Genomic DNA, 13218 nt, shown 5'->3' with positions numbered 1-13218 from the left:
ATCCCCCAGATGTCCAAAACAACGCGTGCGACGCAGGCGCTGGAAAAGCTCGGCGTCAAATTCAGGCTGCACACCTACACGTACGATTCCGACGCCGACCGCATCGGCCTGCAGGCCGCCGAGGCGCTCGGCGTCGAGCCGTATCGGATGCTCAAGACGCTGATGGCCGAGGTCGATGGTAAACCCGTGTGCGTCGTGGTGCCGTCGGACTGCGAGGTCAGCATGAAGAAACTCGCCGCCGCGTTCGGGGCCAAGGCCGCCAAGATGATGCGCCCAGGCGATGCCGAACGGCTCACCGGCTACCATGTCGGCGGCATCAGTCCGTTCGGCCAGAAGAAACGCGTACCGGTCGCGATCGAGCAGGCAGCGCTCGGCCACGCCACCGTGTTCGTCAATGGCGGCCAGCGCGGCCTGCAGATCGAACTCGACCCCAACGATGCCGCGAAGGCGGTTGAAGCGATTGTGCAGGCGCTGACGGCGTGAGTGTCAGCGCCTGACGTCCGTTGCTCAATTCGGTTTGTCTTCGCTGGCGAGGCCAACGCTGACGAAATCGGCGAGCCCGGACAATTCCTCCTCGGAGACGTCGTTGATCGTCAGGCGAAGCTGCATGATCGCCAGATCGATCAGATGCGCGGCAAAGGAAGTGCCCGCGGCATTGACGACGCCGCGTTGCTCCACCAGCACTGCAATGACGCCACGCAGACTGCGGGCGCTCACTTCATCCATGTGTCTTGCTTTCATCTTGGCCATCCCGGTTGCGGTGTTCATTGCGATTCCGAATAGAGCGTATCGGCGGGAACGACGCCGACCGGCGGAACGTAGGGCAGCTCCACGCCGGCCTCGAACAGGGTGTTGCGCCGCCGCGCCTGCCGCAATTCGATCGCGATGTTCATCGGCGGCGGCACCAGCGTCACCGAGGCTTTCGGCCACGGCGCCGGGTTCGGCGAAACGCCGGTGAAGCGATAGGCCGCGGCCATTTCCAGCGCGAGCAGTTGCAGCTCCAGCATCGCAACCCCCATACCCGCGCAGGCGCGCGGGCCGGCGCCGAACGGCACATAGGCATCGGTGGTGTAGCGCCGCGTCATCAGGAAGCGATCGGGCTGCTCCCAATGCCTGGGATCGCGCTGCAATTGCCACGGGCAGATCAGCAGCGAGGTGCCGACCTTGAGATCGCGCCCGCCGAACGAGACCGGCGCCATGACCTCGCGCGAGAACCACCAGGCGCTCGGATAAAGCCGGCACACTTCTTTCACCAGCGTGGCGCTGACGTCGGCGCGCCTGACTGCCTCGACGCGCAGCTCGCCATTGTCGCCGAGGCACTCCGCCGCCTCGTCGGCGACCTCGTCCATCAGGGCCGGCTCCGCGGCCATGTGGTACAATAGCCAGGCCGCGGTCGATCCGGTGGTGTGGTGGCCAGCCAGCAGCAGCGTCAGGATCTCGTCGTGGAGATCCCGGTCGCTCAAGCCGAGCGCCTCGAGATCCCTGAGCGCGCTGGTCGAACCGGCGCTGGCGCGCAGACGCTGGACCACGGTCGACATCGCAAGCTTGGCGCAGACCCGGTTCTTGTTGCGACGATACCAGGCCAGCGGACCAATCGGCAGCACGCGGAACATCTCGTCGGCGAGATCGTCCTCGATCGTTCCGACCGCCTGCACCAGCGCCTCTTCGTCGCCGGAGGAAATCACCTGCGCGCCGAACACGGCGATGCAGATCGTCCGCAGCGCCAGCGTTGCCGTGAAGCGATGCGGATCGAACGATCCGAGGCGAGCGATCCTGGCGCCGACCGCGCGGATCTCAGCGCACATCTGCGGCAGATATTTTTCGACGGCGCCCTTGGCCATGTGCTTTTGCAGCACCGCCCGCCGCCGCTTGTGCTCCTCACCATGCAGCATCAGCGAACTCTCGCCGAGCACCGGCGTCAGCTTCTTGATCAGCCGGCCTTTGCCGACCTCGGTCTCCGGCGCCTTCAGGATCGGCCGGATCAGATCGGGATCGTTGACCAAAAGGACCGGGCTTGGGCCGAGATGCAGTGGCTCGAGCCCCAGCGGAGCGGCGTTGCCGCGCTCCAGCAGAAACTGCAGCGGGTCACGCCGAAATGCTCGAACGTCCGAGAACATGTGTGGCATCGGTTATCTCCAGTTGCCGTCCAAGATCGAGAAATTTGCCAAGGCCCGGATTGTCGCCTTGTTTGACCGGGATTTCGCCGGCGACCGCGGTCAGCGAGCGGCCCCGGCTGTCGGCGCCGATCACTTGCGGGGGGCCGAACCGTCGAGTGCGGATGTTCATCCGCTGTAGGAAACGCTCGTAGCTGAGATCGGCCATCGCGACCAAAGCCTCGGCGCCGCGCAGTTCCGCAAAGCGGAACATCAGCGCGTAATTGAGCCGCGCCGACCATGCTTGGGCGGCGGCCGGCAGGACGCCGAACCGGCTGATTTCCCAGACGTTTCGCCGGTTCGGAAAGCGCCGCACCGCGAGCTGGGGAAACACCGACTGGGTCAGATAGGGGTAATCGGTCCGGATTGCGCGGAAGCCGCCGACGAGGTCCGATCCGAAAAACAGCAGGCAGTGTTCGGTGTACCAGGCATCGAACTGGTCGCGCTCGACCTCGCCGATGGTCGAGAGCATCCAGCCGCAATGGTCGACGAACAGGCGCTTGCGGAGCCGGAGCATCGCCTGCACATGGGCAGGGTCAAGCTCTTCGGTGGTGAATAAAGCATGGTACCGATCGAATGGGTGCGGCATGCCATGTCTCCAGATGACGGGATCATCTGGAACAGAAACTGGAAATTGTGATACCCCCTAAAACCGGGGGTTTTAGTAAAATGGTTCTGGAAGAAGCGATCTCCGCTATCGAGTCATCGGATACGATGGACGAACTCCGCGTGTCGCTGCATCGCATTATTCAGGACTACGGATTTTCGGGCTTCGCCTTCATCGACGCAGGCCGGCCCGAACTCGATCTGCCCTACTACACCGGCACCTATCCGCCGGCCTGGGAACGCGCCTACATCCAGAACGATTTCGTGCACACCGATCCCGCTTTGGCGCGGGTGCGCCGAACCAACACGCCGTTTCACTGGGGCAGCCTGAAACTCCCGGAACGCCAGGGAAGGAAACGGCCTCCCGAAGTGAAGATGATGGACGCAGCCCGAGACCATGGCTTCAAGGAAGGCTTCGTGGTGCCGTTTCACTATCGCGACCGGCTCGGCGCCATCCACTCCAGCTCGACCGTGTTCTTCTGGGAAGACGAGCCACGCTGGTTTCAAAAACTGTTCACCTGCCATCGCAATGAGCTGCATTTGCTGATGATCTACTGGGTGCAGCGGGCGATGGATATCGTCAACCGCGATCAGCGCAACGCGCCGACCATTTTGCGGCCGTCCGACGAGGCGGCGGCGATCCAACTCACGGCGCGCGAGAAGGAAGTGATGGCCTGGGCCGCGCGCGGCAAGACGGTTGCCGATACTGCGCAGATCCTCGGGATTTCGCCGGAGACCGTCGAGGGCTTCATCAAGCAGGCGCTGCGCAAGCTCGATGCGTCGAACAAGACGCACGGGGTCGCCAAAAGCATCGCGCTCGGGATCATCGACCTGTGAGCTGCGCGCGCCGGTGGAACATTACAGGTTGGGTTCCGGGCGATTTACGTCCTATGATTGCGAAATCGTGCCATTTCTGGCAACAATAGAGGGAGGTTAGACGGGTGATTGGCATGCGATCGTTTGAAACGATGCGCGGAACGCGTCGATGACGGACAACCCGACCGATGCGCAAACCGACCGGTTGATAAGAGCGCGATTGCGCGAGATCGGGCTTTCGCAAGCCGATCTTGCCGAATTGCTCGACGCGGCGTTTCAGTCGCCGGCGAAGAACGGCGACAGACCGGCCGGGCCCGACGCCGGCCGGCTGGCCGAGGTCGCCGCCGCGCTTGGCCTCCCGGCCCGCCTGGAAAAAGCCGCGCCCTCATCGGCCGAGAGTTGGGGATCGCAGCAATCGCTGCTCGAATTGCGGTTGCTGCGGGCGTTCTGCGAACTGCGCGATCCCCGTGCCCAGCGGATGCTGGTCTATCTCGCCGAGCAGCTTGCGACATGCGCGGGGCGCAGCCCCGGAGATGCGGGTTAGCGCTGCGGTTTCACGCTGGATCGGGCTTCGCGCATGGTCGCGATGCATCTCCGCCATTGATGAATGTCGAAAATCCGTGTCTGTGACGCAGGCCGGGCGAACCTTCCGGCCCGGCGTCGGTCGCCGGGCAGGCCGCGGCGTCACGAACCGGGCCTTTCGCGAATGTCTGCCATCGAACCCGCCTTGCGCAGTGCTGCCGGAAGCTGGATCGCCAACCAGCCTTATCTGCTGCTTTGCATCACCGCGATGTGCTGGGCCGGCAACGCCATCGTCGGCCGCCTTGCCGCAGGACATATTCCCCCGGTAACGCTGTCGTTCCTGCGCTGGTCGCTGGCGTTTCTGCTGATTCTTCCCTTTGCCTGGAAGCATCTGGTGCGCGACTGGGCCGCGATCCGCGGCCGTCTCGGCACCATGATCGTGCTCTCCCTCACCGGGGTCGCCGCCTTCAATACCCTGCAATATTGGGCGCTCGAGCACACCCAGGCGCTGAACACACTGCTGCTGCAGTCCGCCGCACCGCTGATCGTAGCCCTATGGTCGCTGATCCTGCTCGGCATACGGCTGACGCTGGCGCAGGCCTGTGGCGTTCTGCTGTCGCTGGCCGGCGTGCTGGTGATCCTGCTGCATGGCGACCTGACGACGCTGTCGAACATCGCGTTCAACAAGGGCGATCTGATCTTCACCGTGGCGCTGGCGATCTTCGCGCTCTATTCGGTGCTGACGTTGAAGCGCCCGCAGATCCATGGGCTGTCGTTCGTCGGCTTCACCTTCGGCTGCGGCGCGGCGTGCCTGATCCCGCTGTTCCTCTGGGAACTGTACGCGCGCCCGGTGATGCAGATCGATACCGCGAACCTGCTGACGCTGGCCTATGTCGCGCTGTTTCCCTCGACGCTGGCCTATCTCTGCTTCAATCGCGGCGTGCAGCTGATCGGCGCCAACCGCGCCGCGCCGTTCTTTCACGTGGTGCCGGTGTTCGGAACCGTGATGTCGATCGTCTTTCTCGGCGAGCATCCGCAGGCCTTCCATTTCATCGGCTTCGCGCTGGTGCTGACGGGCGTCTTCGCAGCGTCGCGGAAGCCCAAAACCGTCTGATCGGCCGACTGCTTCGCGGTGACTCATGGCGGCAAATCCGCTATCTCTTGACCCCGCTTCGCAAAGGTCTCGAGATGGCGCGCGCCAGCAATCTGATGATCGGAACCCTGACGCTGGCGTTGATCGCCGGCTCGCTCAGCGGCTGGCTCGGCTATCGGAAATACGCCGGCCTCAAGGGCGAAACGCCGTTTCGGGTGATCTTCGAAGGTTCGGCGTCCGGCGTGCGCAAGGGCAGCAGCGTGAATTTCGCCGGCGTCCGCGTCGGCGAAGTGGTGTCGCTGAAACTCGACCATCACCGCGTGATCGCGATGACGCGGATCGACAGCACTACGCCGATCCACCGGGATACCCAGGTCGGGCTGGAATTCCAGGGGCTCACCGGCATCGCCGCGATTTCCTTCACCGGCGGCTCGGCCGACGCGCCGCCGCCGCCGGCGGGCCCGGACGGCATCCCCGAATTGACCGCCGATCCGGAAGGCACGATGGGCATGCAGGAGAAGATCCGCGTGGCGCTGCGCAACATCGACAAGGTGATCGCCGATAACGAAGTCGCGGTGAAGGATACACTGCGGAATTTCGAGTCGTTCACCGCGCAGCTTTCGAGCAACGGTCAAACAATCACCGACATCATCGACGCCGCCCTATCCGGCGTCGATGCGGCGGACTCGGGCATGACCAAGACAGAAGCTTTCCTGAAGAATCTCGGCAGCGACAAATATGGCGGCGAACTGCTTCCGACCGTGATCTCGCTGCGCGAATTGATCGAGAGTTTTGACAAGAAGTCCGGCGCCCTGATGGCCGACACCCGCAAGATGCTCGGCGACATCAGCCAGTCCATCAACAAGGCCGACCAGAAACTTGGCGGCCGCGGCGGCAGACGCTAACGTGCTCGCTACCAACAAACAAAAATAACGAAAGCGCCCGACGTGCTCGACAAAACCCTCGACAAAACCACTGTGACATCCGATCCGCCAGCCATCGTGAATCGCGCCAGGAGCGCGGTTCCGCGCGCCCTGAAGCGCTATCTTTCGCTCGACGATTTCGAGGCGACGGCGCGGCGGCGACTGCCGAAATTCCTGTACGGCTACGTCTCCGGCGGCGCCGAGACCGACGCTGCAATGCGCGACAACCGAAAAGCCTTCGATGAATACGGCTTCGTGCCGCGCGTGCTCAACGACGTCTCCGGCCGTGACCAGACCACGACCCTGTTCGGCAAGACCTATGCCTCCCCGTTCGGCATTCCGCCAATGGGCTCGTCGGCGCTGTGCGCCTATCGCGGCGACATCGTGCTGACCCGCGCCGCCGCGGCAACCAATTTGCCGATGATCCTCTCGGCCTCCTCGCTGATTACGCTGGAGGATGTGCGCCGCGAGAATCCTTCCGCCTGGTACCAGGCCTATCTGACGGGCCTGCCCGCGCGCATCGAACCGCTGGTCGATCGCGTTGCCGCGGCCGGCTACGACACCTTCGTCGTCACCGCCGACGTGCCGGTGCCGCCGAACCGCGAGAACAACATCCGCAACGGCTTTCAGGTGCCGCTCGCGATCACGCCGCAGGTGGCCTGGGATACGGTCACGCACCCGCATTGGCTGTTCGGCACCTGGGCGCGCACCGTGATCAATCACGGCATGCCGCATTTCGAGAACATGGACGCCAAGCGCGGCCCGCCGGTGCTGTCGAAAAACCTGATGCGCAATATCGGCCATCGCGACCAGCTTGCCTGGAAGCATGTCGAACTGATCCGCAAGCGCTGGACCGGCAAGCTCGTGGTCAAGGGAATTGTCTCGCCCGCGGACGCGCGCATCGCGCGCGAGAGCGGCGTCGACGGCGTGATGGTCTCCAACCATGGCGGCCGCCAGCTCGACTACGCGATGTCGGCGTTGCGCACCCTGCCGGAGATCGCCGCGCTTGCCAACGGCATGACGGTGATGCTCGACGGCGGCATCCGCCGCGGCACCGACGTGATCAAGGCACTGGCGCTCGGCGCCGATTTCGTCTGGGTCGGCCGGCCGTTTCTTTACGCGGCGATCGCCGGCGGCGAAGCGGGCGTGCAGCGCGCCATCAACCTGCTCCACGCCGAGATCGACCGCGACCTGGCCCTGCTCGGCATTCGCAGCATCGGCGAGATCACGCCGGACCTGGTCCGGAAGTTTTGACGCATTCTCCAGTCCGGCGGCTTCATTCTTCGAGACGCACGCTGACGCGTGCTCCTCAGGATGAGGTCTTGGACCCTCATGGTGAGGAGCGCGGCAACGCCGCGCGTCTCGAACCACGAGGCCACGGGCGACGCAACAGGAATGCGTTCTAACCTGCCACGCGCTCACGCATAGCGCGCGGCTCCCATGCAGATAGCGGTCACCGCGAGCAGCGCCGCGGCAAGGCGCTGGGCCGTCGCGATGCGTGAGCGTGCGGCGGCCTCGTCGGCGGTCCCGCTGCGCAGGCTTCTGATCGCACGGCCCGCGATCAAGCCTTGCACACCGGCAGCGACCAGCGCGGCGACGGCGCCGATCGCAAGGATTTTCTCAGGTGTACCGAATGTCCCCTCATGGACCAGATGGCCGAGATAGCCACCGGTCAGGACCGCGATCACCGCCGCCCCCATTTGCGGCCGGAACAGCTGCTCGCCGCCGACACCGCCGGTTCGCGCCAGCGCAAAGCTCGATCCCGCCCAGAACACCGATGACAACACGTGAAGGGACAAGGCTATGATGAGTACGATCTGCATGACACCGCTTTCGGAATGGTCGTTGTAATTAGATATACACCATGTATATTTAATTAGTCAAAAGGATGGCGGATGCGACGACGCGCCTATGTGAGTTCCGTTCGGACCGCGGCCGCGGCGGAAAAGCGCGACCGCGTCATCGAGGCGGCGGCCAGGACGCTGCGCGAGGATGCGAGCATTTCGAGCTTCTCGCTGGACAATGTGGCGAAGGCGGCCGGCGTGACGCGGCTGACGGTCTACAATCAGTTCGGGTCGCGACGGGGATTGCTGGAAGCCGTGTTCGACGAAATCGCGCGCCAGGGCGGTCTTGAAGGGATCGCCGGCGCGATGGCGATCGCCGACCCGCATGCGGCGCTGGACCGCCTGGTCGAAATCTTCTGCGCTTTCTGGAACCGGGACCCCGCCGTCGGCCGGCTCCATGAAGCCATGGCGACCGATCCCGAATTCGCAAGCGCGCTGATCGACCGCAACGAGCGGCGGCGAAGGGGCGTCCGGGTCCTTGTCGACCGCATCGCCGGAAAAGCCGCATCGCGCCGCGCGCGACAGGACGCCGTCGACACGATCTTTGCGATCACAAGCTACGCCATGTTCGCGATGCTAAGCCCCGGCCGCTCGGTGGACGACGTCTGCCATCTCGTGCAGTCGGCCTGCCGTGCGGCGCTGCAGCCGCTGGCGTCTTAGCCGATCTTGAACTTGCTGTACGCCTCCGCCGTCGCGATGATCACGTGTTCGGCGCAACCGTTGCGGCGATGCAAGTCGCAGCGATTTTCGTAATCCGAAGACGTCATCATGTCGATGAAGTCAGCGACGGTCGGGTAATACACCAGCGCGACATAATCCCATTGATTGCCGTCCCGCTCGCCGAGTGCGACCGCCTTGGCGTCGCCGGTCCACAACAGCGTGCCGCCTCGCGCCTTGATCATCGGCACGGTCAGCGCGCTGTAACGCAAATACGCGTCCCAGCCCGAGCCGTCGCCGTCGAGCGAGCGCGCGTGAAACCGCATCAGGTTCACCATCACGACCGGCCCTCGATGCTCGATCTCCTTCAGCCCCTTGATGTTCAACAAATCCACGCCCATGACGCGCTCCTGACAGCATTCGCGAATTCAGGACATTGTAGCATTGCATGTGCGGGACTTGTCTCGCGGCAAAAATCCGGCACAACTCGGCGCAAGACAATGAGCAATCCCGCACCCACGCCACCCGTCCGCGATCCGATCCGGTGGCTCAACAACCAGCCCTATCTGCTGCTGAGCCTGACTTCGCTGTTCTGGGCCGGCAATATCGTACTGGCGCGCCATGTCGGCGACCATTTGCCGCCGATCACGCTGACCACGATCCGCTGGTTCGGCGTCTTCCTGATCCTGCTGCCGTTCGCCTGGCCGCACCTCAAGCGCGACTGGCAGGTGCTGCGCGCCCATCTGCCGCTGATGCTGTTCCTGTCGGCGATCGGATTTGCCTTCAACAACGCGATTTCGTACTGGGCCATGCAATATACCCAGGCGCTGAACGCGCTTCTGATCCAGTCGTCGGGTCCGCTGTTCGTGGCGCTGTGGTCGCTGATCCTGTTCGGCGTGCGGCTGACCGGCGCCCAACTCGCCGGCATCGCGATCTCGCTTGCCGGCGTGTTGACCATCCTCCTGCGCGGCGATTTTGGTGCGCTCGCCGGCATCGCCTTCAACAAGGGAGATGTGATGTTCGGCGCCTCGCTGGTGTCGTTCGCGCTCTATTCGGCGCTGATGCCGCGCCGGCCGGTGACGCATCAGCTATCGCTGATTTCCTTCACCACCTTTTGCGGTGCGCTGATGCTGCTGCCGTTTGCGGTCTGGGAATATTCGACCGGGGCGGTGCTGAAATTCGATTTCCTGACGCTGGCGACGCTGGCCTATGTGCTGATCTTTCCCTCGACGCTGGCCTATCTGTTCTTCAACCGCGGCATAGCCCTGATCGGCCCGAACCGCGCCGCGCCGTTCTTCCATCTGGTGCCGGTGTTCGGCTCGGCGATGGCAATCCTGCTGCTCGGCGAACAGCCACGGCTGTTTCATCTGGTCGGCTATGCGCTGGTGCTCGCCGGCGTCGTGATCGCGTCAAGACAGGGTTCGGCGAAAGTACGGATCGATTGATGGGTCTCGACTGACGTGTCCCGGACGCGGCGCAGCGTTCTTACGCTGCTCCGCAGAGCCGGGACCCAGCTACCATGGGCCCCGGTTCGGCAGCGCACCACTTCGTGCTGCGCCGCGCCCGGGGCACGATACTTCCGCTTACGCGGCGCGGACCTTGACCAGGAATTCGTCGACCGCGTTGCGCAGCATGCCGGACTGGTTGTCGAGTTCGCGAGCATTCGAGAGCACTTCGGTTGCCGCCTTGCCGGTGGCCGACGCCGCCGACGTGACGCCGCCGATGTGAGCGCTGATCTCGCTGGACCCGGCCGCGACCGACTGGATATTGCGCGCGATCTCGCGGGTGGCGTCGCCCTGCTGGTCGACCGCGGTCGAGATGCTGAGGGTGATCTCGCTCATCTGCGCGATGGTCTCGGTGATGCCGCCGATCGAGGCCACCGCCTCGCTGGTGGAAGCCTGCATCGCCGCCACCTGCGCCGAGATTTCCTCGGTCGCTTTCGCGGTCTGGTTGGCCAGCGCCTTCACTTCGGAGGCCACGACCGCAAAGCCGCGGCCGGATTCACCGGCGCGCGCCGCTTCGATGGTGGCATTGAGCGCCAGCAGGTTGGTTTGGGCGGCGATCGAGTGGATCAGCTTGACCACCTCGCCGATCTTCTCGGCGCCGGTGGACAGGGCGCCAACGGTGGCATTGGTGCGTTCGGCATCGCCGACCGCCTTGCTGGCGATCTCGCTCGAGCGCGCCACCTGCCGGGAAATCTCGGTCACCGAGCTCGAAAGCTCTTCGGCTGCGGCCGCGACCGTTCCGACATTGTTCGATGAACTCTCGGAGGCAGCACCAACCGTCGCGGCGCGCGCGCTCGCGGCGCTCGCGGTAGCGGTCATCGACTGCGCGGTGGTCTGCATGCCCGCCGCGGCGGTCGACACCGAGCGGACGATGCCGTTGACGCTGCGCTCGAAGTCGCTGGCGATATTCTCCATCGCGGTGCGGCGCTCGGCCGCGGCCCGCGCCTGCGTCGCCGCCTCGGCTTCCTCGAGTCCGCGGATCCGCACCGCGCTGTCCTTGAAGATCTGAACCGTTGCCGCCATCGCGCCGACCTCGTCGCCGCGCCCGATACCGGGAATCTCGCCGTCCAGTTTGCCGTCGGCCAGCGCCTGCATGCGGGTGCCGAGCATACCGAGCGGCCTTGAGATGCTGCGGCCGATCACCCAGGCAATGCTGCCGGAGATCACGGCGATGCCGAGAATGGCGAGGCCGAGCAGCCACGCGATCGGCGCCAGCTTGGCATCGAGGTCGTCGAGATAGGCGCCAGTGCCGAGATACATGTCCAGGCCGGGGACGGCGACGGCATAGCCGATCTTGCGGATCGGCTTTTCCTGGCCGGGTTTCACATATTCATAGGGCAGAAGGATTTCGCCCCTGGCCTTGACGCCTTCCATCAACTCGCGGGAGAGTATCCGGCCATTGGTCACGACGTCCATGCGGTTGGTCCCGACCTGCTTTGGATCGGGCGCCATCATGGTGATGCCGTCATAGGAGGTGCCAAAAATGTAGCCGGCGCCGTTGTCGTAGGTCATCGCGTTGGCGCGCTTGCTGAATTCGGCGATCGCGGCTTCCTTGGTCATCTGGCCGGCATCGACCTGCTTCTTGTAGCTTGTGCCCAGGTTGCGGACCATTTCGACCATCGACCTGGTCTGGTCGATGCGCGCGTTCAGCATCTCCCGCTGCATCAAATAGCCTGCGAGCGCGCCTGCAATGCAGAGGCCGAGCAGCGTCACGCCCACCAAAATGCCGAGTTTGGGGGTGATCTTGAGGTTGGTCAGCTTCACGGGGTCTCCGGGAATTGGCGCGCGCGATGCGATTGGTGGATTGATTCACCTCACGCTATCGTGAGACCCTTTAGCGCTTCCTTACGATCGATCTCAGTAGAAGTCCGGACGAGGAAAAAACAATCATGGCTTCAAGCAACCGGCGATTGTAGAGAAAGCCGGTGAGGTCGCGTAATAAGATGAGGGCGGCGGCGAACTGCTGCACCAACCAACACCGAAACATCAAATCGGGAGCAGGAAATGTCGAAATTCAGGGTGGTGACGCCGAAAGGCGCAAGCTTCACGGTCGCCGGCGGCGGCTACGACTATGAAAAGGAGGCGCTCGACCCGATCGGCGCCGAGATCGTCGAGGCGCCGGCCAATGAGGCCGAGTTCATCGCCGCGGCCAAAACCGCCGACGCGATCTACGCCAAGGGCATGCGGATCACGAAAACCGTCATCGACGCCCTGGAAAACTGCAAGGTCATCACGCTCGGCAGCGTCGGCGTCGACAGCGTCGACGTCAAGGCCGCTACCGCGCGCGGCATCCCCGTCACCAACATCCCCGATACTTTCATTGAGGAAGTCGCCGACCACGCCATGATGCTGCTGCTCTCCGGCTTCCGCCGCCTCGTTGAGCAGGACAAGATGGTCCGCACCGGCCGGTGGTCCGAGGGCCGCCCGGCGCTGCTGAAGATCCCGCGGCTGATGGGACAAACGCTCGGCTTCATCTCGTTCGGCCGGGTGGCACGCGCGGTCGCCAAACGCGCCGCACCGTTCGGGCTTCGCATGATGGCCTACGATCCCTTCATCCAGGAGACGCTGATTTCAGACCATGGCGTGATCCCGGCGACCCTGTCGGAGGTGCTGTCGCAGTCCGATTTCCTGTCGATGCATGCGCCGGCGCGGCCGGAGGTGCATCACATGCTCGGCGAAAAGCATTTTCGGCAAATGAAGAAGAGCGCCGTCTTCATCAATACCGGCCGCGGCGCCACCGTGGACGAGGAAGCACTGATCAAGGCCTTGCAGGAAGGCTGGATCGCGCATGCCGCGCTCGACGTGCTGGAGACGGAACCGCCGTCGCACAACAATCCGATGCTCTCCATGGAAAACGTGACGCTGACCGCCCATGTCGCCTCGGCCTCGGCGCGTTTCGACGAGGCACGCAAGCGCCGCGTCGGCTACGAATTGTCACTGGTACTGTCAGGCATGTGGCCGGTCAGCTGCGTCAACCCGTCGGTGCTGCAAAACACCGCGCTTCGACGCTGGCAGCCCGTCAGCATGGATCGCGGTCCGAACAGTTAGCGCGCGGTGAAGGAATAGGGCTCTGACCGCCGCGATCTTACTGCCTTTGCG

At 64.2% G+C, this 13218-nt stretch carries 15 protein-coding genes; 9 read left to right on the top strand and 6 right to left on the bottom strand.

Annotation, left to right across the window (positions count from 1 at the left end; all coding sequences use genetic code 11):
• The first annotated feature begins 9 nt into the window (after positions 1-9).
• Entirely contained in the window at positions 10-483 is a 474-nt protein-coding gene (gene ybaK, locus V1289_RS32410) for a Cys-tRNA(Pro) deacylase (RefSeq protein ID WP_334402099.1), read from the top strand.
• 24 nt (positions 484-507) lie between these two features.
• Here the strand turns inward: ybaK and V1289_RS32405 are convergent, their stop codons facing one another.
• The 3 genes from V1289_RS32405 to V1289_RS32395 are packed head-to-tail and all read right to left on the bottom strand — an operon-like array spanning position 508 to position 2742.
• On the bottom strand, positions 508-768 hold the full coding sequence (locus V1289_RS32405; protein WP_334402097.1) for a hypothetical protein: 261 nt from the start codon (positions 766-768) through the stop codon (positions 508-510).
• Positions 765-2126: a cytochrome P450 gene (locus tag V1289_RS32400; protein ID WP_334402095.1), complete on the bottom strand. Its 1362-nt coding sequence runs from the start codon at positions 2124-2126 to the stop codon at positions 765-767. Before V1289_RS32400 ends, V1289_RS32405 begins: the two co-directional genes overlap by 4 nt.
• Entirely contained in the window at positions 2086-2742 is a 657-nt protein-coding gene (locus V1289_RS32395) for an acyl-homoserine-lactone synthase (RefSeq protein WP_334402093.1), read from the bottom strand. Before V1289_RS32395 ends, V1289_RS32400 begins: the two co-directional genes overlap by 41 nt.
• Before the next feature lie 80 nt (positions 2743-2822).
• Here V1289_RS32395 and V1289_RS32390 point away from each other — a divergent pair, with 80 nt between their 5' ends.
• The 5 genes from V1289_RS32390 (at position 2823) to V1289_RS32370 (ending at position 7367) form a co-directional block, all read left to right on the top strand.
• Positions 2823-3596, top strand: a complete 774-nt coding sequence (locus V1289_RS32390) for a LuxR family transcriptional regulator (RefSeq protein ID WP_309182680.1) — start codon at positions 2823-2825, stop codon at positions 3594-3596.
• A gap of 148 nt (positions 3597-3744) precedes the next feature.
• On the top strand, positions 3745-4119 hold the full coding sequence (locus V1289_RS32385) for a hypothetical protein (protein ID WP_309182679.1): 375 nt from the start codon (positions 3745-3747) through the stop codon (positions 4117-4119).
• A 162-nt stretch (positions 4120-4281) separates the two neighbouring features.
• Entirely contained in the window at positions 4282-5211 is a 930-nt protein-coding gene (locus tag V1289_RS32380) for a DMT family transporter (RefSeq protein WP_334402090.1), read from the top strand.
• A gap of 47 nt (positions 5212-5258) precedes the next feature.
• Positions 5259-6095: an MlaD family protein gene (locus V1289_RS32375; RefSeq protein WP_334402088.1), complete on the top strand. Its 837-nt coding sequence runs from the start codon at positions 5259-5261 to the stop codon at positions 6093-6095.
• Positions 6096-6167: 72 nt separating this feature from the next.
• Entirely contained in the window at positions 6168-7367 is a 1200-nt protein-coding gene (locus V1289_RS32370) for an alpha-hydroxy acid oxidase (RefSeq protein ID WP_442896209.1), read from the top strand.
• Positions 7368-7531: 164 nt separating this feature from the next.
• On the opposite strand, the gene V1289_RS32365 is transcribed toward V1289_RS32370, so the two are convergent.
• Positions 7532-7936, bottom strand: coding sequence for a hypothetical protein (locus V1289_RS32365; RefSeq protein WP_334402084.1), 405 nt, complete (start codon positions 7934-7936; stop codon positions 7532-7534).
• A 72-nt stretch (positions 7937-8008) separates the two neighbouring features.
• Here V1289_RS32365 and V1289_RS32360 point away from each other — a divergent pair, with 72 nt between their 5' ends.
• A complete protein-coding gene (locus tag V1289_RS32360; protein WP_334402082.1) occupies positions 8009-8617 on the top strand; it encodes a TetR/AcrR family transcriptional regulator in 609 nt (202 codons plus the stop codon).
• Here the strand turns inward: V1289_RS32360 and V1289_RS32355 are convergent.
• Positions 8614-9015, bottom strand: coding sequence for a DUF1330 domain-containing protein (locus V1289_RS32355; RefSeq protein ID WP_334402080.1), 402 nt, complete (start codon positions 9013-9015; stop codon positions 8614-8616). The two genes, V1289_RS32360 and V1289_RS32355, sit on opposite strands and share 4 nt — an antisense overlap.
• A 99-nt stretch (positions 9016-9114) precedes the next feature.
• Between V1289_RS32355 and V1289_RS32350 the strand changes: the two genes are divergently transcribed.
• Positions 9115-10059 (top strand): DMT family transporter, encoded by a 945-nt coding sequence (locus tag V1289_RS32350; protein WP_334402078.1) that lies wholly within the window; start codon positions 9115-9117, stop codon positions 10057-10059.
• A gap of 138 nt (positions 10060-10197) precedes the next feature.
• Here the strand turns inward: V1289_RS32350 and V1289_RS32345 are convergent, their stop codons facing one another.
• Complete coding sequence (locus tag V1289_RS32345; RefSeq protein WP_334402076.1) at positions 10198-11883, bottom strand: methyl-accepting chemotaxis protein; 1686 nt, start codon at positions 11881-11883, stop codon at positions 10198-10200.
• A gap of 240 nt (positions 11884-12123) precedes the next feature.
• Between V1289_RS32345 and V1289_RS32340 the strand changes: the two genes are divergently transcribed.
• Positions 12124-13167 carry a C-terminal binding protein gene (locus V1289_RS32340; RefSeq protein WP_334402074.1) on the top strand — a complete coding sequence of 348 codons (1044 nt, stop codon included), beginning with the start codon at positions 12124-12126 and terminating at the stop codon, positions 13165-13167.
• Positions 13168-13218: the final 51 nt, after the last annotated feature.

Origin of the sequence: Bradyrhizobium sp. AZCC 2289 (assembly GCF_036924615.1) — a bacterium.
In the GTDB taxonomy this organism is placed as follows: Bacteria; Pseudomonadota; Alphaproteobacteria; order Rhizobiales; family Xanthobacteraceae; genus Bradyrhizobium.
The sequence above is the reverse complement of the archived record's forward strand: the minus strand, read 5'-3'. Positions and strand labels throughout refer to the sequence as shown.

Bases quoted from the DNA above. Each gene is read 5' to 3' on its own strand.
- V1289_RS32390 (WP_309182680.1), top strand. From the start codon at position 2,823: ATGGTTCTGGAAGAAGCGATCTCCGCTATCGAGTCATCGGATACGATG.
- V1289_RS32380 (WP_334402090.1), top strand. From the start codon at position 4,282: ATGTCTGCCATCGAACCCGCCTTGCGCAGTGCTGCCGGAAGCTGGATC.
- V1289_RS32355 (WP_334402080.1), bottom strand. From the start codon at position 9,015: ATGGGCGTGGATTTGTTGAACATCAAGGGGCTGAAGGAGATCGAGCAT.
- V1289_RS32350 (WP_334402078.1), top strand. From the start codon at position 9,115: ATGAGCAATCCCGCACCCACGCCACCCGTCCGCGATCCGATCCGGTGG.
- V1289_RS32360 (WP_334402082.1), top strand. From the start codon at position 8,009: ATGCGACGACGCGCCTATGTGAGTTCCGTTCGGACCGCGGCCGCGGCG.
- V1289_RS32405 (WP_334402097.1), bottom strand. From the start codon at position 768: ATGAACACCGCAACCGGGATGGCCAAGATGAAAGCAAGACACATGGAT.
- V1289_RS32365 (WP_334402084.1), bottom strand. From the start codon at position 7,936: ATGCAGATCGTACTCATCATAGCCTTGTCCCTTCACGTGTTGTCATCG.
- V1289_RS32395 (WP_334402093.1), bottom strand. From the start codon at position 2,742: ATGCCGCACCCATTCGATCGGTACCATGCTTTATTCACCACCGAAGAG.
- V1289_RS32400 (WP_334402095.1), bottom strand. From the start codon at position 2,126: ATGCCACACATGTTCTCGGACGTTCGAGCATTTCGGCGTGACCCGCTG.
- V1289_RS32385 (WP_309182679.1), top strand. From the start codon at position 3,745: ATGACGGACAACCCGACCGATGCGCAAACCGACCGGTTGATAAGAGCG.
- V1289_RS32340 (WP_334402074.1), top strand. From the start codon at position 12,124: ATGTCGAAATTCAGGGTGGTGACGCCGAAAGGCGCAAGCTTCACGGTC.
- ybaK (WP_334402099.1), top strand. From the start codon at position 10: ATGTCCAAAACAACGCGTGCGACGCAGGCGCTGGAAAAGCTCGGCGTC.